Origin of the sequence: Streptomyces sp. NPDC005438, from assembly GCF_040606315.1 — a bacterium.
Taxonomy (GTDB): Bacteria; Actinomycetota; Actinomycetes; order Streptomycetales; family Streptomycetaceae; genus Streptomyces.
In genome coordinates, this window is sequence record NZ_JBEXEP010000001.1 from 1,005,843 (window position 1) to 1,028,647 (window position 22,805).

The 22,805-nt window shown below is 70.3% G+C and carries 16 protein-coding genes; 15 read left to right on the forward strand and 1 reads right to left on the reverse strand.

What is annotated here, in order from left to right; genetic code table 11:
• The first annotated feature begins 37 nt into the window (after window positions 1-37).
• From ndk to obgE, 15 genes are all read left to right on the forward strand, one after another.
• Window positions 38-451 carry a nucleoside-diphosphate kinase gene (gene ndk / locus ABZT14_RS04185; protein WP_356296601.1) on the forward strand — a complete coding sequence of 138 codons (414 nt, stop codon included), beginning with the start codon at window positions 38-40 and terminating at the stop codon, window positions 449-451.
• Between the two features lie 369 nt (window positions 452-820).
• On the forward strand, window positions 821-1,840 hold the full coding sequence (locus tag ABZT14_RS04190; RefSeq protein WP_356297066.1) for a rod shape-determining protein: 1,020 nt from the start codon (window positions 821-823) through the stop codon (window positions 1,838-1,840).
• A 138-nt stretch (window positions 1,841-1,978) separates the two neighbouring features.
• A complete protein-coding gene (gene mreC, locus ABZT14_RS04195) occupies window positions 1,979-2,926 on the forward strand; it encodes a rod shape-determining protein MreC (RefSeq protein WP_356296605.1) in 948 nt (315 codons plus the stop codon).
• On the forward strand, window positions 2,916-3,605 hold the full coding sequence (gene mreD / locus ABZT14_RS04200; RefSeq protein WP_356296607.1) for a rod shape-determining protein MreD: 690 nt from the start codon (window positions 2,916-2,918) through the stop codon (window positions 3,603-3,605). Before mreC ends, mreD begins: the two co-directional genes overlap by 11 nt.
• A 46-nt stretch (window positions 3,606-3,651) precedes the next feature.
• On the forward strand, window positions 3,652-5,820 hold the full coding sequence (gene mrdA, locus ABZT14_RS04205; protein ID WP_356296610.1) for a penicillin-binding protein 2: 2,169 nt from the start codon (window positions 3,652-3,654) through the stop codon (window positions 5,818-5,820).
• Entirely contained in the window at window positions 5,817-7,013 is a 1,197-nt protein-coding gene (gene rodA / locus ABZT14_RS04210; RefSeq protein ID WP_356296612.1) for a rod shape-determining protein RodA, read from the forward strand. Before mrdA ends, rodA begins: the two co-directional genes overlap by 4 nt.
• Window positions 7,014-7,137: 124 nt before the next feature.
• Window positions 7,138-8,661 (forward strand): CYTH and CHAD domain-containing protein, encoded by a 1,524-nt coding sequence (locus ABZT14_RS04215; protein ID WP_356296615.1) that lies wholly within the window; start codon window positions 7,138-7,140, stop codon window positions 8,659-8,661.
• A gap of 83 nt (window positions 8,662-8,744) precedes the next feature.
• Entirely contained in the window at window positions 8,745-10,673 is a 1,929-nt protein-coding gene (locus tag ABZT14_RS04220) for a TIGR03960 family B12-binding radical SAM protein (RefSeq protein WP_356296618.1), read from the forward strand.
• A 317-nt stretch (window positions 10,674-10,990) separates the two neighbouring features.
• The gene (locus ABZT14_RS04225) at window positions 10,991-11,521 is read left to right on the forward strand and encodes a GNAT family N-acetyltransferase (protein WP_356296621.1); all 531 of its coding nucleotides are present in this window, start codon (window positions 10,991-10,993) and stop codon (window positions 11,519-11,521) included.
• A gap of 32 nt (window positions 11,522-11,553) precedes the next feature.
• Entirely contained in the window at window positions 11,554-12,462 is a 909-nt protein-coding gene (locus ABZT14_RS04230; protein WP_356296623.1) for a hypothetical protein, read from the forward strand.
• A 229-nt stretch (window positions 12,463-12,691) separates the two neighbouring features.
• Window positions 12,692-13,516 carry a TIGR03936 family radical SAM-associated protein gene (locus ABZT14_RS04235; RefSeq protein ID WP_356296626.1) on the forward strand — a complete coding sequence of 275 codons (825 nt, stop codon included), beginning with the start codon at window positions 12,692-12,694 and terminating at the stop codon, window positions 13,514-13,516.
• 284 nt (window positions 13,517-13,800) lie between these two features.
• Window positions 13,801-17,745, forward strand: a complete 3,945-nt coding sequence (locus ABZT14_RS04240; RefSeq protein WP_356296629.1) for an Rne/Rng family ribonuclease — start codon at window positions 13,801-13,803, stop codon at window positions 17,743-17,745.
• Between the two features lie 260 nt (window positions 17,746-18,005).
• Window positions 18,006-18,329: a 50S ribosomal protein L21 gene (gene rplU, locus ABZT14_RS04245; protein WP_356296632.1), complete on the forward strand. Its 324-nt coding sequence runs from the start codon at window positions 18,006-18,008 to the stop codon at window positions 18,327-18,329.
• A gap of 14 nt (window positions 18,330-18,343) precedes the next feature.
• Window positions 18,344-18,601 carry a 50S ribosomal protein L27 gene (gene rpmA / locus ABZT14_RS04250; RefSeq protein WP_356296635.1) on the forward strand — a complete coding sequence of 86 codons (258 nt, stop codon included), beginning with the start codon at window positions 18,344-18,346 and terminating at the stop codon, window positions 18,599-18,601.
• A gap of 139 nt (window positions 18,602-18,740) precedes the next feature.
• Window positions 18,741-20,180: a GTPase ObgE gene (gene obgE / locus ABZT14_RS04255; protein ID WP_356296638.1), complete on the forward strand. Its 1,440-nt coding sequence runs from the start codon at window positions 18,741-18,743 to the stop codon at window positions 20,178-20,180.
• 328 nt (window positions 20,181-20,508) lie between these two features.
• On the opposite strand, the gene ABZT14_RS04260 is transcribed toward obgE, so the two are convergent.
• Window positions 20,509-22,623, reverse strand: coding sequence for a hypothetical protein (locus ABZT14_RS04260; RefSeq protein WP_356296641.1), 2,115 nt, complete (start codon window positions 22,621-22,623; stop codon window positions 20,509-20,511).
• Window positions 22,624-22,805: the final 182 nt, after the last annotated feature.

The window sequence follows — 22,805 nt, forward strand, 5'->3', positions numbered from 1 at the left end:
CCTCGTGCACGCGATTTCCCCGTTACTAGGAGCACCCATGAGTCAGCGCACCTTGGTCCTGCTGAAGCCCGACGCCGTACGGCGCGGTCTCGTCGGCGAGATCATCGGCCGTCTGGAGAGCAAGGCCGACTGGCGTATCACGGCTCTGGAGCTGCGGACCCTGGAGAAGGCGACCCTGGAGCAGCACTACGCGGAGCACGTCGGCAAGGCGTTCTATCCGCCGCTGTTGGATTTCATGCTCTCCGGTCCCTCGATCGTGATGGTGGTCGAGGGTGAGCGGGTGATCGAGGGAGTGCGTACGCTGGCCGGTCCCACGGACCCGATCGCCGCCGCTCCCGGCTCGATCCGCGGGGACTTCGGCACCATCGTTCGGGAGAACCTGATCCACGCCTCGGACTCCGAGGAGTCCGCGGAACGAGAGATGAAGATCTTCTTTCCCGGGTTGGTCTGAGACCCACGTTCGCACGGAAATTCCGGGTAAAGGTCCCGTGGGGCCCATGTCCCACTTCCGATGAGAATTTTCTGATGCGCCGTCAGGGCTGACGCGGTCATGACCTGCGATGTTCTGGAGATCCTTAAGGGATACCGGGCATAGCGGCAGTCTTTCGGGGGAACGCGTCACTCGGACACGACGTCACCACTAGTGGGGACGGTCGGCGTTCCGCAGAAAATGACGGACGAGCCCTCGCTACGCGCTTCCGAGATCGCGTCTACGATGGAACCTTCACGTTCGTGATCCGGCGCCGACGAAAGCTCGTGCCGTCCTTTCCCACCACATCGCTCCAGTTGGAAGGCCAGACGTATCCATATGGCGAACAACATGTCGTTCATCGGCCGCGATATGGCTGTCGACCTCGGGACCGCCAACACGCTGGTGTACGTCAGAGGTCGCGGGATCGTCCTCAACGAGCCGTCCGTCGTCGCCATCAACACCAACACCGGGGGCATCCTCGCGGTGGGTGCCGAGGCGAAGAAGATGATCGGCCGGACCCCCGGCAACATCGTGGCGGTGCGTCCCCTGAAGGACGGCGTGATCGCGGACTTCGAGATCACCGAGCGGATGCTCCGCTACTTCATCCTCAAGGTCCACAAGCGCAGGTACCTGGCCCGCCCCCGGGTGGTCGTCTGCGTCCCGTCCGGCATCACCGGAGTGGAGCGCCGCGCCGTCATCGAGGCGTCCAGCCAGGCCGGCGCCCGGCAGGTGCACATCATCGAGGAGCCGATGGCCGCGGCGATCGGCTCGGGCCTGCCGGTCCACGAGGCCACCGGCAACATGGTGGTGGACATCGGCGGCGGCACCACCGAGGTCGCGGTGATCTCCCTGGGCGGCATCGTCACGGCGCAGTCCATCCGGGTCGCCGGGGACGAGTTGGACAACGCGATCATCCAGCACATCAAGAAGGAGTACAGCCTCCTGCTGGGGGAGCGCTCCGCCGAGAGCATCAAGATCACCATCGGCTCGGCGCACACCATGGAGAAGGACGAGCACACCGAGATCCGTGGTCGTGACCTGGTCACCGGCCTGCCCAAGACGGTGGTCATCAGTGCCGCCGAGGTGCGCAAGGCCATCGAGGAGCCGGTCAACTCCATTGTGGACGCGGTCAAGACGACCCTCGACAAGTGCCCGCCCGAGCTGTCCGGGGACGTCATGGACCGGGGCATCGTGCTCACCGGCGGCGGCGCCCTGCTGCGCGGCCTGGACGAGCGGTTGCGGCACGAGACGGGAATGCCGATCCACATCGCCGAGGACCCGCTGGACTCGGTGGCCCTGGGCTCGGGCAAGTGCGTCGAGGAGTTCGAGGCCCTGCAGCAGGTGCTGGACGCCCAGCCGCGTAGGTGATCCCCTCCGTGTCGGCTGCCCGGTTCCTCCGGTGAGCGACGCGGACGGCCCCGTGACGGAGGCCGCCGGCGGTCCCCTCAGGGGGATCGCCACCAACAGAGAGAAACGGTCCGACAAGGGAAGGCACGGCCGTCGCACGTGAGGGACTCCAAGGAAAGCCGGCTGTTGCTCGTTCTGCTGATCGTCATCGCGTTCGCGCTGATCACGGTGGACATCAGAGGGGGCGAGCAATCCCCACTGGACGGTGCCAGGCGCACCACGGCCTCGGTCTTCGGGCCGGTGGAGAGCACCGTGGCCCACGCGGTCAACCCGGTGGGCAACGCCATCGGCGCGGTGCGGGACTCCGGCAAGCGGCACGACCGCATCGCCAGACTGGAGAAGGAGAACTCCCAGCTTCGGCAGAAGCTCGGTTCCTCGGACCGTAACCGCTCGCGGGCCAGGCAGTTGGACAAGCTGCTGAAGAGCGCGGGTGCGGGGGGTTACGAGATCAAGGGCGCCGAGGTGGTCGGGATCGGAGCGGCACAGGGCTTCTCCTGGACGATCACCATCGACGCCGGCCGCAAGGACGGCCTCGCCCGGGACATGACCGTGCTCAACGGTGACGGCCTGGTGGGCCGGGTCACCACGGTCGGCCCGCGTACCGCCACGGTGCTGCTGGCCAACGACCCGGACTTCACGGTCGGCACCCGGATGGAGAACTCCGACGAGTTGGGGTTCACCACCGGAGCCGGGGACAACGCGCTCAGCCTGCAACTGCTCAACGGCAAGGCCAAGGTGAAGAAGGGCGACCGGCTGGTGACCTTCGGGTCCCGCGCCAACCGCCCCTTCGTGCCCGGCGTACCGGTGGGCGAGGTCACCAAGGTGGAACGCCAGGCCGGAGCCCTGACCCGTACGGTCAACGTCCGCCCCTACGCGACCTTCAGCAAGCTGGACGTGGTGGGTGTGGTGGTCGTACCGCCCAAGAGGGACCCCCGGGACGGGGTGTTGCCGCCCAAGCCCGAGAAGAAGAAGCCCAAGCCAACCCCGACGGTCACCGTGACGGCCACTCCCTCGGGGAACCCAGGAGCTGACACCGATGCCCCTTAACCGGACACTGCTGACCATCCCCCTGGTGGTGGTCGCCCTCGTGGTGCAGGTCAGTGTGCTGGCTCGGCTCCAACTTCCGGGCGCCGCACCGGACCTGCTGCTGCTGACCGTGCTCGCCCTGGCGCTGGTCTACGGACACGTGGCGGGCGCCCTGACCGGGTTCGGCGCCGGACTCCTGGCCGACCTGGCCCCGCCGGCCGACCACGCGGTGGGGCGGTACGCCCTGGTGCTGTGCGTGGTGGGGTACGCGGCCGGGCTCACCAAGCGCGACCAGGGCCAGCGTTCGGCGACGGTGCCCATGCTGGTGGTCGCCGCCGGGGCGATCTCCTCCACCCTGCTGTACGCGGGGGTGGGCGCCCTGGTCGGGGACACCGCCGCACGCCAGGTGGGGCTGGGCGGCCTGCTGTTGTCGGCCACCCTCTACGACCTGCTGCTCGCCCCCTTCACGGTTCCCTGGATCATGGCGCTGGCCCGGCGCACCGAGCGGGATCCGCTGGGCACCGAGGCTTCCGGGGGCAGCCGGGACAACGCCTACGGCTGGCTCAGCGGGGGCACCGGGATGAAGCTCGGCAGGAGCACCGGCGAGGGCAAGCTGGTGAGCGTCGGGGGAAGTCGGGGCGGCCTGCTGGGCCGGGGCAGGGACAAGGTCGGCAAGATCAAGGGGGTCAAGCGGCTATGAGGAACCGGCGACCGCTCGGCCAGGGGCCGGCGACTGGGGGACTGGCGTGACGAACATCCCGGAGACCGGCAGCACCGCCCGGGTCACCATCCGGCTGGTGGCCATCCAGATCCTGGTGTTCTCTCTGCTGCTCACCCTCGGCGGCCGGCTCTGGTACCTCCAGATCCGCAACGGCGACGAGTACCAGAAGGAAGCCGCCGGCAACCACGTGCAGCAGGTGGTCCAACCGGCCGTGCGAGGCTCGGTGCTGGACGCCCGTGGCGTGCCCATCGCGGACAACGAGACCCGGCTGGTGGTGTCCGCCAGCCGCACCGAACTGATGAAGATGAAGGACAGCGGCAAGGCGGTGCTGAACCGCCTGGCCGAGGTCCTGGACATGAAGCCCGAGGACGTACGGGCCAAGGTCCGGCTGTGTGACGCCAAGACGCCCAAGCCCTGCTGGAACGGCTCGCCCTACCAGCCGATCCCGGTCACCGACGAGGCCACCACCCAGCAGGCCCTCCAGATCCGGGAGCGTGCCGAGGAGTTCCCCGGCATCACCGCCGAGCCCACCGCCGTGCGGCGCTACCCCGCCCCGTACGGCGCGCAGACCTCCCAGGTGCTGGGCTACCTGTCTCCGGTCACCGACGAGGAGATCGAGAAGGCCAAGGACACTTCCTCCCCGTTCCTGCCCTCGGACATGGTGGGCCGTTCCGGTCTGGAGCGTTCCTACGACAGCCAGCTGCGCGGAAACGCCGGGGTCACCCGGTACGAGGTCGACAACCTCGGCCGGGTCATGGGTCGGGCCAAGAGCGACCGCGCGAAGCCGGGTTCCCACCTGGTGACCAGCGTGGACTCCCGGGTGCAGGCGGTGGCCGAGAAGCAGCTGCACCAGGCGATGGTCGAGGCCCGCAAGCAGCACGACCGCAACACCGGCCGCAACTACGAGGCGGACGCCGGCGCGGTCGTGGTGATGGAGGCCAAGACCGGCCGGGTGGTGGCGATGGCCTCCAACCCGGAGTACGACCCCAACGCCTGGGTGGGCGGCATCTCACCGGCCGACTACAAGAAGCTGACCGGCAAGGCCTCCAACTACCCGCTGCTGAACCGCGCGATCCAGGGCCAGGCGGCTCCCGGTTCGATCTTCAAGGTCATCCCGACCACCGCGGCCGTCAACGCCGGCTACAACTTCAACGGCAACTACCAGTGCTCCTCCTCGTACAACGTCGGGGGCCAGGTCTTCAAGAACTTCGAGTCCGAGGACCACGGCTCCATCAACCTGGGTCGGGCGCTGGAGGTCTCCTGCGACACCGTCTTCTACGACCTGGCGTACAAGGAGTGGAAGAAGGACGGCGGCAACAAGCCGAAGAAGAAGACCAAGGACTGGTTCTACAAGACGGCGCACCAGTTCGGCCTCGGCAAGGAGACCGGGGTCGACCTGCCGAACGAGGTCAGCGGCCGGGTGCCGGACCGCCAGTGGAAGAAGGACTACTGGAAGGCCAACAAGGACGTCTGGTGCAAGCAGGGCAAGAACGACGACAGCTACGCCGCCAAGATCGCCAAGGAGAACTGCGTCTCCGGCATGAAGATGCGTGCCGGTGACAGCATCAACTACTCCATCGGGCAGGGCGACACCCTGGTCACCCCGATCCAGATGGCCACCATCTACAGCGCGATCAGCAACGGCGGGACGCTCTACGACCCGGCCATAGGGAAGGCGATCGTCAGCTCGGACGGCAAGAAGGTCAAGAACCTCAAGCCGCAGTCCCACGGCAAGCTGCCCCTGAAGAAGAACACGGTCCAGCAGATCGACGGGGCGCTGGAGGGTGTGGCCACCCGGGGTACGGCCGCCTGGCGGTTCGGTGACGCGGGCTGGCCGCAGAAGAAGATCCCGATGCACGCCAAGACCGGTACGGCCGAGGTCGCCGGGAAGCAGACCACCTCCTGGTTCGCCACGTACACCAAGGAGTACTCGATCGTGATGACCATCTCCCAGGGTGGTACGGGATCGGGGGCCTCCGGGCCGGCGGTGCGCAAGATCTACGACGCGCTGTACGGGGTGGACAAGAAGGGCGGCATCGACAGCAAGAAGGCGCTGCTGCCCAAGCCCGAGGCGAAACTCCCCAAGATCGCGAAGGACGGCGAGATCCGCGCCCAGCACGACGGCGACCCCTTCAAGGGCGCCAAGAAGCGCAAGAACAACGACGCAGCGGCGCGCAGAGGCGGCGACGAGTGAGCACCCACTCCTACACCTTCGGCCCCAAGGGGGCGGACCAGTCGGCCTGGCGCAAGCTGACCGCCAGGGACTCGGTGGTGCGCAGGCTCGACTGGATACTGGTACTGGCCCCGATCGCCCTCGCCTTCGTCGGTGCCCTGCTCGTCTGGTCCGCCACCCGTAACCGCACCGAGCTGAACCAGGGCGACCCGTACTACTTCCTGATGCGGCACCTGCTCAGCCTGGTGGTGGGCCTCGCCCTCATGGGCGGCACCATCTGGTTGGGGCACCGCAGGCTGCGGGGAGCGGTGCCCCTGCTGTACGGACTGTCGGTGTTGCTGGCCCTGCTGGTGCTCACGCCCCTGGGTGCGACCATCAACGGGCAGCGCGCCTGGATCCAGTTGGGCGGGGGCTTCTCCCTCCAGCCGGCCGAGTTCATCAAGATCACGGTCATCCTCGGAATGGCGATGCTGTTGGCCGCCCGGGTGGACGCCGGCGACCGGGAGTTCCCCGACCACCGCACGGTGGTCCAGGCGTTGGGGCTGGCCGCGGTGCCCATCGCGGTGATCATGCTGATGCCCGACCTGGGATCGGTGATGGTCCTGGTGGTGATCGTGCTCGGGGTGCTGCTGGCCTCCGGCGCGTCCAACCGCTGGGTCATCGGCCTGGTCGGCGCCGGCGTGGCCGGTTCCCTGGCCGTCTGGCAGCTGGGCCTGCTGGACGACTACCAGATCGCCCGCTTCGCCGCCTTCGCCAACCCCGCCCTGGACCCCTCGGGCGTCGGCTACAACACCAACCAGGCGCGTATCGCCATCGGTTCGGGCGGGCTCACCGGCAAGGGTCTGTTTGAGGGCACCCAGACCACCGGGCAGTTCGTCCCCGAGCAGCAGACCGACTTCGTCTTCACCGTGGCCGGTGAGGAGTTGGGCTTCGTCGGTGGCGCGCTGATCCTGGTGCTGCTGGGCGTGTGCCTGTGGCGGGCGTGCGCCATCGCCAGGGACACCGGCGACCTGTACGGGACCGTGGTGGCCGCCGGTGTGATCGCCTGGTTCGCCTTCCAGTCCTTCGAGAACATCGGCATGACCTTGGGCATCATGCCGGTCGCCGGCCTTCCCCTGCCCTTCGTCTCCTACGGCGGCACCTCGATGTTCGCCTCCTGGATCGCCATCGGACTGCTCCAGTCGATCCGGGTGCAGAGACCGATGTCCGCCTAGCGTTCCGTCGCGCGCCGTCGGGGCCGGTGCCACGCGCACCGGTCACCGACGAGGCCGGAAACCCCTCCGAGCATGGCCGACGAACACCGTTGCGGCCGGACCGCACCACCAGTACGTTCCCGACATGACGGATGTGGTGCGGGAGATCGAGCGGAAGTACGAGGCGGGCGACGGGCCCCTGCCCGACCTCCTGGTGCCCGGCGTCGACCGGGTCGCCAAGCGCGGCACCGTGGAACTGGACGCCACCTACTACGACACCCCCGACCAACGGCTCGCCCGGGACGGCATCACCCTGCGCCGCCGCACCGGAGGGGGCGACGCCGGCTGGCACCTGAAACTCCCGGTGGCCGACGCCGGAGGTGAGACGGCACGGGACGAGATCGCCGAGCCGCTGTCCGAGGAGATCCCCGACACCCTGCTGGCCCTTGCCCGTTCCCGCGTCCGGGACCGGCGACCCCTGCCCCTGATGCGGCTGCGCTCCACCCGCACCGTGCGGGAACTGCTGGACGCCCGGGGGCAGAGGCTGGCCGAGGTGGCCGTCGACCGGGTACTGGCCAGCCGCCCCGACGGGTCACGGGCCACCGAGTGGACCGAGATCGAGGTCGAGTTGGGTGCCGGTGACCTCTCGCTGCTGGACGCCGTGGAGGAGCGCCTGAACCGGGCGGGCGTCTCCCGTAGTGCGGGGAGCAGCAAGCTGGCCCGGGCCCTGGAGGAGACCGGTACGGCGCTGCCGCGCCCACCGGAGCCCGTCCGGCCGGCGCCCGAGGACCCGGCGGCGCGCCACGTGCTGTGGTACGCCCGCGCCCAGGTCCGTGCCCTGGTCGCTCTGGACCCGGACGCCCGACGGGACCTGCCGGACGCGGTGCACCGGATGAGGGTGGCCACCCGACGGCTGCGCAGCTGTCTGCGGACGCACCGTGGGGTGCTGCGCCGGTCGGTGACCGACCCGTTGGGCGCCGAACTGCGGTGGCTGGCCGCCGAGTTGGGGGTGGACCGGGACGCGGAGGTGCTGCACCAGCGGCTCGCCGAGCGGCTGGAGGAGGTGCCCGCGCCGCTGGTGTGGGGACCGGTGCCCCGACGGCTGGCGCGCTACTCCCAGGACCGGCGCGGTGGTTCACGTCAGCGGCTGTCGGGCGTCCTGGGGGGCGAGCGCTACCTGCGGCTGCTGGACGGGCTGGACCACCTGCTGGACGAGCCGCCGTTGAACGAGCCGGACGCCGGGCGTCCCGGACGTCAGGTGATGGCCGAGGCGGTGGCGGCCGAGGGGGAGCGGCTGGCGGTCCGGGTCGGTGAGGCGCTGGCCGCCGAGCCCGGGGAGGGGCGGGACCTCGCCCTCCACGAGGCGAGGAAGGCCGCCAAGAGGGCGCGGTACGCGGCGGAGTCGGCGCGTCCCGCGCTGGGCGGAGCGGCCAAGCGGTTCGCCGCCCGGATGGCCCGGCTCCAGGAGCTGCTGGGCGACCACCAGGACAGCGTGATGGCCAGGGCCGCCCTGCGGGAGATCGCCCAGATCGCGGGGGAGGCGGGTGAACACACCTTCACCTACGGGCTGTTGTGGGAGCGGGAGCGCCTGGTGGCCGAGGGGAGGGAGGCGGAGTTGCCCGGGCTGTGGCGTACCACCCCGCTGGAGGTGGAGGGCGCTTCCCGCTGAGGCGCCTCGTGGGTGGCGTTACGCTGGATGGTCACTCCTGTCCCACAGGCGCCAGCGCATCCGCTTCCCAGAGGACTTCACCCATGCCCATCGAGTCGGTCTTCCCTCGCCTGGAAGCCCTCCTCCCGCACGTCCAGAAGCCGATCCAGTACGTCGGTGGTGAGTTGAACAGCACCGTCAAGGACTGGGACGCCACCGACGTCCGCTGGGCCCTGATGTACCCGGACGCCTACGAGGTGGGGCTCCCCAACCAGGGCGTGATGATCCTCTACGAGGTGCTCAACGAACGCGAGGGGGTCCTCGCGGAGCGCACCTACAGCGTCTGGCCGGACCTGGAGAAGCTGATGCGCGAGCATCAGGTGCCGCAGTTCACGGTGGACGCGCACCGGCCGGTGGGCGCCTTCGACGTGCTGGGCGTCTCCTTCGCCACCGAGCTGGGATACACCAACCTGCTCACCGCGCTGGACCTTTCCGGGATTCCGCTGGAGGCTCGGGACCGTACCGAGGACCACCCGGTGGTGCTCGCCGGCGGCCACGCGGCGTTCAACCCCGAGCCCATCGCCGACTACATCGACTGCGCGGTCATCGGTGACGGCGAACAGGCGGTGCTGGAGATCAGCGAGATCATCCGGGCCTGGAAGGGGGAGGGCCGTCCCGGAGGACGTGAGGAGCTGCTGTTCCGCCTGGCGCGGACCGGCTCGGTCTACGTACCCCGTTTCTACGACGTGGAGTACCTGCCCGACGGCCGCATCTCCCGTGTGGTGCCCAACCGTTCCGGGGTGCCCTGGCGGGTGTCCAAGCACACCGTGATGGACCTCGACGAGTGGCCCTACCCCAAGCAGCCGTTGGTGCCGTTGGCGGAGACGGTGCACGAGCGGATGTCGGTGGAGATCTTCCGTGGCTGCACCCGTGGTTGCCGGTTCTGCCAGGCCGGCATGATCACCCGGCCGGTGCGGGAGCGGAGCATCACCGGCATCGGCGAGATGGTCGACAAGGGCCTGAAGAACACCGGCTTCGAGGAGGTCGGCCTGCTGTCGCTGTCCTCCGCCGACCACTCCGAGATCGGTGACGTCGCCAAGGGGTTGGCCGACCGGTACGAGGAGGACAAGATCGGACTCTCCCTGCCGTCCACCCGGGTCGATGCCTTCAACATCGACCTGGCCAACGAGCTGACCCGCAACGGTCGCCGTTCCGGGCTGACCTTCGCCCCGGAGGGCGGCAGCGAACGCATCCGCAAGGTCATCAACAAGATGGTCTCGGAGGAGGACCTGATCCGCACCGTGGCCACCGCCTACGGCAACGGCTGGCGCCAGGTGAAGCTGTACTTCATGTGCGGGCTGCCCACCGAGACCGACGAGGACGTGCTGCAGATCGCGGACATGGCGATCAACGTGATCGCCAAGGGGCGGGAGGTCTCCCGCTCCAACGACATCCGCTGCACGGTCTCCATCGGCGGGTTCGTGCCCAAGCCGCACACCCCCTTCCAGTGGGCGCCCCAACTGAGCCCGGAGGACACCGACGCCCGACTCGCCAAGCTGCGGGACAAGATCCGTGGCGACAAGAAGCACGGGCGTTCCATCGGCTTCCGCTACCACGACGGCAAGCCCGGCATCGTCGAGGGACTGCTGTCCCGGGGAGACCGCCGGGTCGGCGCGGTGATCCGTGAGGTCTACGAGCAGGGCGGTCGGTTCGACGGCTGGCGGGAGTACTTCAGCTACGACCTGTGGATGGCCGCCGCCGAGAAGGCGCTGCCGCAGTACGGCGTGGACGTCGACTGGTACACCACCCGGGAGCGCGGCTACGAGGAGGTCCTCCCCTGGGACCACCTGGACTCCGGCCTCGACAAGGACTGGCTCTGGGAGGACTGGCAGGACGCGCTGGAGGAGGTGGAGGTGCCCGACTGCCGCTGGGACCCCTGCTTCGACTGCGGGGTGTGTCCTCAGATGGACACCGAGATCCAGATCGGTCCGACGGGGAAGAAGCTGCTTCCGCTGTCGGTGGTCAACAAGTAGCGGCACTCCGCTTCCAGCCGTACCTTCATTGCCGTTCGACGCCGTTCGACTGCGGGGTGTGTCCTCAGATGGACACCGAGATCCAGATCGGTCCGACCGGGAAGAAGCTCCTGCCCTTGAGCGTGGTCAACAAGTAGAGGCTATCCGCTGTGTTCGAGCCCCCCGCCCCTCGCGGGGTCGGGGGGCTCGCGCGTTGCCCCCGGCGCATAATCGGGCGGTACGGGGGGAGTCGTACCGCGGCGGCGCGCGGGCCCCGACCGGGGTGGTCCGGCGGGGGCGGCGCGCTGGTGCGGCGGTTGATCCCGAGGACTGGAGTCATGCCCGAACTCATCACCCCCAGCGAGGAGTTGCGCGGTTCCTTCCTGGAGGCGGTCGAGGAACTGAGAGCCGAGGGGCTTCTGCGACAGACCCGTTCGGCCTTCGCCGCCGAGATCCGCCACTGGGGCGCCCTGCTGGGTTCCCGTGAGGGCTTCGCGCGCTACCTGAACTGGGTACGGCAGCAGTCCCAGCCCGCCGAGGCGGACGCCCCGGTACCGTTCACCACCCTGTGGTGGGCGGAGGGCGCCACCTTCCTCGGACGGCTGACGATCCGACACCGGCTGGACGAGGAACTCCTGCACTACGGCGGGCACATCGGCTACATGGTGCGGCCGACCTCCCGCCAGCGGGGGCACGCCACCGGGATGCTGCGGGCCAGCCTGGTCCGCGCCCGCGAACTGGGCCTCGGCCGGGTGCTGGTCACCTGCGACGAGGACAACGTGCCCTCCCGCAAGGTCATCGAGGCCTGCGGCGGCGTCTTCGAGGACCAGCGCCAGGAGAAGTTGCGCTACTGGATCGAAACAGGCTGAACCAATTCCCGACCCCGACGGTCCCTGTCGGTATGAACGGTTACTCACCTCGTCACGCGGCGGCCTCCCCGGCCAGGCCACACGGCGAGGATCTCGACCCTTCGCACGCCGAACAGCCCACCCCGGCCGAGGGCGCGCTCGCCGTCGCCATCCGGGTCCCGGTACGGGTGGTGGTGTTGCTGCTGGTGGTACCGGTGCGACTGCTCTGGGACGCGCTCCGGGTCGCCGGCCACGCACTGGACCGCGCCCTGTGGCGCCCGGTACGACGGGCCCTCGGCTGGGCCTGGAGCACCCTGCTGGTGCTGCCCCTGGTCGCCCTGGGGCGGGGGTTGGTGTGGTTGTGGCGTTGGGTTGTGGTGGTGCCGGTGGGTTGGGTGGTGTGGGGGGTGTGTGTGCCGTTGGGTCGGGGTGTGTTTGGCGTGTTGTGTGGGGTGGGTCGGGGTGTGGTGCCGGTGGTGCGGGGTGTGTGGTGGGTGGTGTGTTGGCCGTTCGTGGCGTTGTGGCGTGGGGTGCTGTGCCCCCTGGGCCGGGGCCTGCGGGTACTCGGCCGGGAACTGCTCGACGCCCTCGGTCACGCCTGGCGGGTGGCCGGACTGGTGTCCCGAGCGGTGTACCGGTTCCTCGGCTGGCTGGCGCGTGGACTGTTCGTCCTCCCCGCCCGGTGGGTCTACCGCCATGTGGCCACCCCGCTCGGCCACCTCGTCCGGGACCTGCTGTGGCGTCCGGCCGCGCGTGGTGCCCGTGCCGTGGGTCGGGCGGTCGCCGCCGGCTTCGCCTCCGCCGGCGCGGCCACCCGGGCGGTGATGGCTCCGGTACGTCAGGCACTGTGGGAGGCGCGGGCCTCGCTGCGCCGGACCAGGGCCGAGGTGGGACGCGCGGTGTTCGGTTCTCCCGGTGCCCACGGCGCCCCCGACCGTAAGGGTGGCCGTCCTCCGAGGTGAGGGGCCGCCGGGGAAGCGCGGCTGGCGGACGACGGCACGCTTCCCCGGGACCCGGCGGGGTGCGCGTACCCTGGGCTGCAGGATCACCCCGAGCGACGTACTGACGCGCCAGGGGCTTCCGCCCCCTTCCATCGCCGGTGGGCGGGACGGCCGAGAGCCTCCCACCCCGTTTCGAGGAGAAGAACCACTGGGCAAGCGACAGCCCGAAGGCCCGGCTCCCGCACCCGCGGTGCAGCGTGTACGCCTTCGCTACACCAAGCGTGGCCGCCTCCGATTCACCAGCCACCGTGACTTCCAGCGCGCCTTCGAGAGGGCGTTGCGCAGAGCCGGGGTGCCGATGGCGTACTCGGCGGGGTTCACGCCACATCCCAAGGTCTCCTACGCCAACGCCGCGCCCACCGGTACCGGGAGCGAGGCCGAGTACCTGGAGATCGCCCTCGCCGAACGACGTGACCCCGAGGTGCTGCGCGCGCTGCTGGACGAGTCCCTTCCGACGGGCCTGGACATCGTCGACGCGGTCGAGGCCCACGGGTCCGACTTCGCCGACCGACTGGAGGCCTCCGCCTGGGAACTGCGGCTCGACGGGGTCACCCCCGAGGAGGCCGCCAGCGCGGTGGAGCGCTTCCTGGCCGCCGAAACGGTGGAGGTCAGCCGCCAGACCAAGAAGGGTCTCCGCAGCTTCGACGCGCGCGCCGCCGTGGTCTCCCTGCGGGTGGTGCCCCCGGAGGAGGCGGTCGCTCCGCTCCCGTCCGGGAGTCTGGAAAGCGCCGCCTTCACGCGGGCGACCGAATCAAGCCAGCGCGCCTGTGCGATACTGCGCCTGGTGGTACGGCACCTGACACCTGCCGTACGACCCGACGACGTCCTGTCCGGCCTACGAGCCACGGCCGACCTGGCGCCGCCGGTCCCCGCAGCGGCGACCAGGCTGGCGCAGGGGCCGCTAGACCGTACGGCCGCCACGGTGACCGACCCGTTCGCGCACGACCGCGATGCTGCCCAGAGCGCCTCACCCATGGCTGCCGGGCAACCGTCCGCGGCGGCGGTGAGCGGGTGAACCCCGGTGGTTTTGGGGGATGGTCCCGGGTAGGTCACGGCCTGACGGACCGCCGTTGAAGCGCCGCCGCCGAAGTTCCCGGAAGCCACCCGGGTTCGGAAGCCAGGCCGGCGTACCGACCAGCAGACTTTCGCCGTAGCCGGCCAGGGTGGCACGGAACCGGCGAGCGACATTCGACAGCTCCCGTGCGGCGCCCGCGCCCCGGAGTGTGGACCGCGCCGTCGCGCGAGCCACGACCGGACATCGGCGCGGCGCCCGGGAGCGTGACGGGAGAACCAGCCCGAATGCAGGAAGTGAACGAATCCGCGGCAGCGGAGGACAACAGCAAGCAGGAGAGTCGGACCGAGGCACCGGCGCACGACGCCTCGGGTTCCAGCCCCAGCGACACCCTTCCCCCCCGCCGCCGGCGCCGCGCCGCCTCCCGGCCCGCCGGCCCGCCCAGCGGGACCCCCGAGCAGGACGCCGCCGTGGTGGAGCCGGCGGTCAGAAAGGAGTCCCCACGGTCCTCCTCCCCGGTCGAGGTGGGGGAGTCGTCGGTCTCCTCGGGCGAGGGCGCCCCGGCCGGGCGTACCCGCCGCCGGGCCACACGGCGGGTGTCGGCACCGACCGGTTCCCCCAGCGGGACCGCTGAGACGGACCCGACCGCGAGCCAGGAACCGGCACCCGCACCGGAGGCCCGCCAGGCCGAGCGAGCCCGGACCGCCGAGACCACCGAGGACGCGGAGCCCCGCAAGACCACCCGCGCCCGCCGTCGCACCCGGGCCAAGGCCGTCGAGCCGGAGCAGCCCCAGACGGAGGAGCGGGCCGAGGCCCAGCCGTCCGAGGAGAAGCCGGCCAGGGAGCAGCGCGGCAGGCGCTCGGTCCGGGCCCGGGCCAAGGAGCCGGAGCCCACCCCGGAGGCCGACGAGAAGGCCGACGAGAAGGCCGACGAGAAGGCTGACGGCAACACCGACCGGAACGCCGACGGCAACGCAGCGCAGAACGGTGAGCCTCCCACCGAGGAGGCCAGCGCCAGCCGGGTGCGGCTGGCGTCCCGCCGCGAGCCACGGTTCGCCGCCCCCACCGCCGACGCCCAGCCGGCCGGGGGACAGCGCCCCAAGCGGCTTCCGACCGCCACCACCTTCCAGGCCCCGGTGTTCACCGAGCCGATGTTCCAGACCCCGCAGACGGCGGCGGTCGCCGTCGAGGCGGAGCGCGAGGAGGACGACTCCACCGACGAGGCCGAGGACCAGTTCCAGGACCAGGCCGAGGAGACCCCGGACGACCGGGGGCCCGCGCGTCGCCGGCGTCGTCGCCGCCGTGGCGGGGACGCCGACCAGAAGGGCGGCGCCTCGGGTACGGACGAGGAGCAGCGGCACCACGAGGCGGACGACCAGTCCGACCAGGGCGACGACTCCGACGGCGAGGACGACGACGAGTCGGGCGAGCGGCCCGCGCGTCGCCGTCGCCGGGGTGGCCGGCGCCGTCGCCGGGGCGAGGACGCCGAGGCCTCGGACGACCAGGACGGCCCGGAGGACTCGGAGCACTCCGAAGGCTCCGGGAAGTCCCGGAAGAAGGCCGAGTCGGACGACGACCGGGCCGCGGCCAAGGACGACGAGGAGGACGACGAGGACCAGGAGGCGTCCGAGAAGGGCGGTTCCTCGGGAGGCTCCTCCAGCAGCTCTCGCCGTCGCCGGCGCCGCCGTCGGCGCGGGGGCGACTCCGGGGAGCAGAACCTGGAGCCGGGTTCGGACGACCCCGAGCGTACGGTCGTCAAGGTTCGCGAGCCGCGCAAGCGCAAGGAGTCCGAGCCCTCGGACGAGGTGCAGTCGATCAAGGGCTCGACCCGGTTGGAGGCGAAGAAGCAGCGCCGGCGTGAGGGGCGCGAGCAGGGCCGCCGACGGGTGCCGATCATCACCGAGGCCGAGTTCCTGGCGCGCCGTGAGGCCGTCAAGCGGGAGATGGTGGTGCGCCAGAACGGCGACCGCACCCAGATCGGCATCCTTGAGGACGACGTGCTGGTCGAGCACTTCGTCAACAAGGAGCAGTCCACCTCGTACGTCGGCAACGTCTACCTGGGCAAGGTGCAGAACGTGCTGCCGTCCATGGAGGCGGCGTTCGTCGACATCGGCAAGGGCCGCAACGCCGTCCTGTACGCGGGCGAGGTCAACTTCGAGGCGCTGGGCATGTCCAACGGGCCCCGGCGCATCGAGAGCGCGCTGAAGTCCGGGCAGTCGGTGCTGGTCCAGGTCACCAAGGACCCCATCGGCCACAAGGGCGCCCGCCTCACCAGCCAGGTCTCCCTGCCCGGCCGGTACCTGGTCTACGTCCCCGAGGGCTCGATGACCGGGATCAGCCGTAAGCTGCCGGACACCGAGCGCGCCCGGTTGAAGCAGATCCTCAAGCAGGTCGTCCCGGAGAACGCCGGGGTGATCGTGCGTACCGCCGCCGAGGGTGCCAGCGAGGACGAACTGGCCCGCGACGTGCAGCGGCTCCAGGCGCAGTGGGAGGAGATCAAGAAGAAGTCCAAGAGCGGCAACGCCCCCACCCTGCTCTACGGGGAGCCGGACATGACCGTCCGGGTCGTGCGGGACATCTTCAACGAGGACTTCTCCAAGGTCATCGTCAGCGGCGACAAGGCCTGGGAGACCATCCACGGCTACGTCCAGCACGTCGCCCCCGACCTGGTGGACCGGCTCCAGAAGTGGACCTCGGACGTGGACGTGTTCGCCACGTACCGCATCGACGAGCAGTTGCTGAAGGCCCTGGACCGCAAGGTCTGGCTGCCCAGCGGCGGTTCGCTGGTGATCGACCGCACCGAGGCGATGGTGGTGGTCGACGTCAACACCGGCAAGTTCACCGGGCAGGGCGGAAACCTGGAGGAGACCGTCACCCGCAACAACCTGGAGGCGGCCGAGGAGATCGTCCGCCAGCTCCGGCTGCGGGACCTGGGCGGCATCATCGTGATCGACTTCATCGACATGGTGCTGGAGTCCAACCGCGACCTGGTGCTGCGCCGGTTGTTGGAGTGCCTGGGCCGGGACCGGACCAAGCACCAGGTGGCCGAGGTGACCTCGCTGGGTCTGGTGCAGATGACCCGCAAGCGGGTCGGCCAGGGCCTCCTGGAGTCGTTCTCCGAGCAGTGCGTGCACTGCAACGGTCGCGGGGTGCTGGTGCACATGGAGCAGCCCAGCGCCAACGGCAACCAGAGCGGCAACGGCGGCGGCAAGCGCGGCAAGAAGAAGGGCAAGGGCTCGCAGCGCAACGGCCAGCAGGAGCAGGCCGAGCAGACTCCCGACAGCCCCAGGTCCGACGAGCCGGAGGAGACCCCGGCCGAGGTGGAGCGGGCGGCCGAGCCCGAGCCCGCCCAGCCGGCGGCCTCCACCGGCCAGCCCGTGGAGTTCGAGCCCGACGACGAGCTGTTCAGCTCGGTCGCCGAGGCGGAGGCCACGGTACGACCCGGGCGGGGACGTTCGCGTCGTCGGGTGAGTCGGAAGGTGTCGGCTCCGGCTGGTTCTCCGGTGGATTCGGGTGAGGGTGCGGTGACGGTGGTGGCGTCGGAGGCTTCGGCGCCTGTGGAGCCGGTGGTCGAGCCTGAGCCCGAGCCGGTCGCCTCGGCTCCCGCGCCGGCCCGCTCCCGTCGTCGGGTGAGTCGGAAGGTGTCGGCTCCGGCTGGTTCTCCGGTGGATTCGGGTGAGGGTGCGGTGACGGTGGTGGCGTCGGAGGCTTCGGCGCCTGTGGAGCCGGTGGCCGAGCCTGAGCCCGAGCCGGTCGCCTCGGCTCCCGCGCCGGCCCGCTCCCGTCGTCGGGCCAGCCGGGGGGTGTCGGCTCCGGCCGGTTCTCCCGAGGGCACCGACCAGGCGGCGGCCACCGTGGTGCTGCCCAGCTCCGATGGTACGGGGACGGAGGACGCCCAGCCGGCCGAGGCCGAGGAGGCGCCGGCCAAGAAGACGACCCGCAAGCGGGTCAGGAAGGCCGCCGCGGAGAAGCCGGAGACGGCGGAAGCCAAGGACGAGAAGCCGGAGCAGGCCGAGGGGTCCGCGAAGGCCGCGAAGGCTGAGAAGCCGGCGAAGGCCACCGCGAAGAAGACGGCCACCAAGAAGGCCGCGGCCAAGAAGACGGCGGCGAAGAAGACCACCGCCAAGAAGGCCTCGGCCGAGAAGCCGGCCCCCACCGAGGGGGCGTCGGAGGACGCGCCGGCGGGCTCCGTCGACGCGGTACCGGCCGACGCCGCGACCGCCGAGGACTGAGGACGAACAGGAGGTGACCCCGCCCCTTTCACGGGCCGGGGTCACCTCCTCGTCGAGGCCGAACCGGTCGGTTTGACCAGCGCTGACGGTCCCCGTAACCTTGGCCGCTGGCGTGTCAGTTGAGGTACGCCCGCTCCTGAGCAACTCCCTTCCGCCCCGTCGGAAGAGGCCGCTCGATCCTTCGCCGGACAGTCGTGGGGTTTCCCCGCGCCGGGCGGCTGGCATCAGGAGCTTCGCATCGAGATGAGAGAGAGTTCCGCGTGTACGCGATCGTGCGCACCGGCGGACGCCAGCAGAAGGTGTCTGTGGGCGACGTCATTGAGGTTGACCGGATTGCCACCAGCAAGGTGGGCGACAGCGTGGAGCTCTCCACCTTGTTGCTCGTCGACGGTGAAGCGGTCACCAGTGACCCCTGGGTTCTGGCCGGTGTGAAGGTTCATGCCGAAGTGGTGGACCACCACAAGGGCACCAAGATCGACATCGTGAAGTACAAGAACAAGACGGGTTACCGCAAGCGGATCGGTCACCGTCAGCTGCACACCGCGCTGAAGATCACCGGAATCGACGCTCCGGCGAAGAAGTAAGGGACTGGGAGAAAATGGCACACAAGAAGGGCGCTTCGTCCACTCGGAACGGCCGCGACTCCAACGCGCAGTACCTGGGCGTCAAGCGGTTCGGTGGCCAGCTCGTCAACGCCGGCGAGATCCTGGTCCGTCAGCGTGGCACCCACTTCCACCCCGGTGTGGGCGTGGGCCGTGGCAGCGACGACACGCTGTTCGCGCTGGACGCCGGTGCCGTGCAGTTCGGTACCCGTCGTGGCCGCAAGGTCGTCAACATCGTCCCGGCCGGCGAGTAAGCACCGGGTCGACCCAGCACATCCGAGGGCGGACCGCCTTTGTCCCGTCACGGGACAGGCGTCCGCCCTCGTCGCATTTCCACCGAGCCGGTGGCCCGGAAGGTGGGCCGCCGCTCAGATCGAGCCGGGAGGCACCCTGATGACCACCTTCGTGGACCGCGTCGCGCTACGTCTGGCCGCGGGCAACGGAGGTCACGGCTGTGCCTCCGTGTTCCGGGAGAAGTTCCGCCCCCTGGGCGGGCCGGACGGAGGCAACGGCGGTCGGGGCGGTGACGTGGTGCTGGTCGTGGACCAGTCGGTGACCACGTTGCTGGAGTACCACCACAGCCCCCACCGCAAGGCCAGCAACGGTCGCCCCGGCGAGGGCGACCACCGGGCCGGCGCCCATGGCAAGGACCTGGTGCTGCTGGTACCGGACGGCACCGTGGTCCTGGACTCGGCTGGCGAGGTGCTGGCCGACCTGGTGGGTGAGGGCACCACCTTCGTCGCCGCCCGGGGCGGACGCGGGGGGCTGGGCAACGCGGCCCTGGCCTCTCCCCGGCGCAAGGCCCCGGGCTTCGCCCTGCTGGGGGAACCCGGCGAGGCGCGGGACGTGGTGCTGGAGCTGAAGACGGTCGCCGACGTGGCCCTGGTGGGGTACCCGAGCGCGGGTAAGTCCTCGTTGATCTCGGTGCTGTCGGCCGCGAAACCCAAGATCGCCGACTATCCCTTCACCACGCTGGTGCCCAACCTCGGTGTGGTGACGGCCGGTTCGACCGTCTACACCATGGCCGACGTTCCGGGGCTGATCCCCGGTGCCAGTGACGGGCGCGGCCTGGGGCTGGAGTTCCTGCGCCACGTGGAGCGCTGCTCGGTGCTGGTGCACGTACTGGACTGCGCCACCCTGGAGTCGGACCGCGACCCGGTGAGCGACCTGGACGTGATCGAGGCCGAACTGGCTCAGTACGGCGGCCTGGAGGACCGGCCCCGTGTGGTGGTGCTGAACAAGGTCGACATCCCCGACGGCAAGGACCTGGCCGACATCATCCGCCCGGACCTGGAGGCGCGGGGGTACCAGGTGTTCGAGGTCTCGGCGGTGTCGAGGCTGGGCCTGAAGGAACTGTCGTACGCGCTGGCCGCCATCGTGGGCCGGGCCCGGGCCGAGCGGCCCCAGCAGGAGGCGACCCGGGTGGTGATCCGCCCCAAGGCGGTGGACGAGACCGGGTTCACGGTCACCCGCGAGGAGGACGGCTTCTTCCGGGTGCGTGGCGACAAGCCCGAACTGTGGGTGCGCCAGACCGACTTCAACAACGACGAGGCCGTCGGCTACCTGGCCGACCGGCTCAACCGGCTCGGTGTGGAGGAGCAGTTGATGAAGTCCGGGGCGCGTGCCGGTGACGGTGTGGCCATCGGCCCCGAGGACAACGCGGTGGTCTTCGACTGGGAGCCCACGGTCGCGGCGGGGGCCGAGATGCTGGGCCGGCGCGGGGAGGACCACCGTATGGAGGCGCTGCGTCCGGCGGTGCAACGGCGCCGGGAGCGGGAGGCCCAACGGGACGAGGTTTCCCGGGAGTACCGGGACTTCAACCCCTTCTCCTGAGCCGTACGGGCCCGGGTCCCGTGGGGCCGGGGCCCTTCCTGGGCGTTCCTTCGAGACCTTCGTGCCGCCTCCCGGACGTCGACGCCGGTGTCACGCCCGGGGAGCCGAGGGGCGTCCTCGCGCGCGTACGAGTCCCCCAGGACCCCTACACCAAGGCCCTGTTGGTCGCCGTACCGGTGGTCGACCCCGAGGAGGGGGCGGCGCCTCGACGGGCCCGGGAGCACCACCGTGGGCTGGTGTTCCCCGGACCGTGACCTGACGTACGGGTGGGGCCCGGACGGTCTCACCGTCCGGGCCCCACCCGTACTCTCCGGTCCTCCGCGCCGCGTCAGGCGGTCACGGTGTCGGCGTTGCCGCCTGGGGGCTCCACCTCGGCGCTCTCGTCCAGGGCGGCCTCGCGGGCGCCCGCCTCCTCGGCGTCCAACTCCAGGTCCTGGGGGCTGAAGACCTCCGACTCCCGCGCCTCGGTGCGGGCCCGGCGGGCGTCGGCCTGCGCGTTGAGGTTCAGCACCGCCTGGTTGAACCGGGCCAGTGACGGCGGGTCGGAGGGGCCCAGCAGGTGCACCTTCAACGTGGCCCGCTCCCCGGCCAGGGTGTCCTTCGCCGGGTCACGTACCGACTCCAGCAGGGTGGGCACCTCGCCGGCCGAGGGGCTCAGGATGGTGGCCGCCCGCACAGTGGGGAACCCGGCCCTGAAGTCCGCCTCGCTCAGCCCGCTGGTGTTGGCCACCGCGTACGGCTTCTCGCTGCTGAGGTAGTCGGACACCACGCTGGAGACGTCGCTGATCAGCAGGTCCGCCTGGTTGAAGCAGGCGTAGATGCCCGGCCGGGCGCTGGTGATGATCTGGTGCTCCCACTCCGGGAAGGACGCCCAGTACGCGTGTTCCCAGGCCGAGGTCGCCTCCTCGACGGCCGCCGCCCGTCCCTCCTCGGGACGGCCCTGGTGCAGCATCTTCTCCGCCTCGTCCGCGCTGGCCCGGAAGTCGGTGCTGGTCAGACGGTCCAACTCGGCGGTACGGCGGATCAGTTCGGCCTGTGCCTCGGCGCCCGGACGGGAGCCGCCGCGCTCGGTGTTGGCCTGGGTGATCAGCTCCTGGATGCGCTGGTTGGCGGCACCGGCGCGGGGGTCCACCGAACCGGTCATCGGGTGCGGCTTGTACAGCAGCCGCACCTTGGGGTCGGCCAGCAGTTGGCGCACGATGTTCTCGCCGGCCAGTATCACCGAGGTGTTCCCCGGGTCGTTGGTCCAGCCCTCCCAGGTCGGCGCGTAGAGCACGGTGGTGTACCCGTCCGGGGCCGGTGGACCGGCGTACGGCTGGATCGGCGCCAGCTGCGGACGGCCGACCTCCACCACGTCCTTGTCCTCCACCCCGATGTCCGCCAGCTGGTAGCGCTCCCGCGCCGCCGGTCCGGCCACCCACACCTCGTCGTACGCCTTGGCGTAGGGGTTGCAGCTGGAGAGCTTGTCGCTCTCGCCGTGGTTGATGAAGGCGTGCTTGATCGAGGGGATCCGCAGGACCTGGGAGGTCTTGCCGGAGTTCGCCGGGTGCAGCAGCGTCTTGAGCGTGGAGTGCTCCAGGTGCATCAGGTGCGCGACCTTGGGGATGCAGACGATGGGCACGTCGGTCGCCTCGATCTTCTGCACCATGAAGCGTTCCCGCAGCACGATGATCGGCTGTCCGTCCAGCCGCTCCAGTGTGGAGAGCCACATGTTGGCCTGGTACGCCGAGGTGGTGCCGCCGGAGAAGTACATGCCGACCGTCGGCCGGTAGTCCGTCAGCCAGCGGTCCAGCCACTCCAGCGCCCGCCGCTCGTTGGCCAGCCGCTTCCTGGGCAGCAGCCAGGTCCCCAGCCAGGCGGCGCTGCCCAGGGACAGCAGCAGGGTCACCGCCAGGCCCACGATCGCCCAGGTGCGGTCCGAGGTCGCCGCGGTCAGCAGCAGCCCGGCGGTGGACGGCAGCATGAAGCGCAGCAGGCGCCGGCTCGGCTGGCGCAGCAACAGCCGGGGCGGTGCGGCGGACAGGCTTAGACCCGAGGTGTCGATGTTGCGGGTGATGATCGGCAGGGTGCGGCTGCGACGGATGAGCACTGCCGCCGCCTGGCACGCGAAGTGGGCGGCGTAGCAGCCCAGCAGCAGCGGCACCACGCCCATCTCCTCGACCGGCTCGACCTCGGGGAGGCGCACCAGGCCGACGACGATCAGCATGTCCCGCAGCAGTTGGCGGGTCACCACGTCGAAACGGACCTTGCCCAACAGTGACAGCAGTCCGGGCTGCCGATGTGCCAGATACAGGTCGAGGGCGATGCCGGCGGCCGAGGCGATCACGAAGAGGGTCACGTGCGGACGCAGGGCACCGGCGAGTTGGGCGGTGTAGAACACCAGCAACGCGAGCAGTGCCAAGAGTTGCACGACGCGTCGTCGGGAGATTCCGGCAAAGGGCACGGTCTGGGCTCCTGGCAGGAGTCGATCGGATGGGGAGGCGACCAGTGATTGTCGGGCACCGGTCGGGTTGACCACTGACCGTATGCCGGTGGCCGCCCCAGTGACAATCTTCGATGGTATAAGACGTCACAGAACGTCGAACACGGCGCGAACCGCAGCGTGGATCACAGCGCGAACCGCGG

Coding starts and splice junctions, on each gene's coding strand:
- rpmA (WP_356296635.1), top strand. CDS start 18,344: ATGGCACACAAGAAGGGCGCTTCGTCCACTCGGAACGGCCGCGACTCC.
- ABZT14_RS04240 (WP_356296629.1), top strand. CDS start 13,801: ATGCAGGAAGTGAACGAATCCGCGGCAGCGGAGGACAACAGCAAGCAG.
- obgE (WP_356296638.1), top strand. CDS start 18,741: ATGACCACCTTCGTGGACCGCGTCGCGCTACGTCTGGCCGCGGGCAAC.
- ABZT14_RS04230 (WP_356296623.1), top strand. CDS start 11,554: ATGAACGGTTACTCACCTCGTCACGCGGCGGCCTCCCCGGCCAGGCCA.
- ndk (WP_356296601.1), top strand. CDS start 38: ATGAGTCAGCGCACCTTGGTCCTGCTGAAGCCCGACGCCGTACGGCGC.
- ABZT14_RS04190 (WP_356297066.1), top strand. CDS start 821: ATGTCGTTCATCGGCCGCGATATGGCTGTCGACCTCGGGACCGCCAAC.
- mreD (WP_356296607.1), top strand. CDS start 2,916: ATGCCCCTTAACCGGACACTGCTGACCATCCCCCTGGTGGTGGTCGCC.
- ABZT14_RS04220 (WP_356296618.1), top strand. CDS start 8,745: ATGCCCATCGAGTCGGTCTTCCCTCGCCTGGAAGCCCTCCTCCCGCAC.
- ABZT14_RS04215 (WP_356296615.1), top strand. CDS start 7,138: ATGACGGATGTGGTGCGGGAGATCGAGCGGAAGTACGAGGCGGGCGAC.
- ABZT14_RS04225 (WP_356296621.1), top strand. CDS start 10,991: ATGCCCGAACTCATCACCCCCAGCGAGGAGTTGCGCGGTTCCTTCCTG.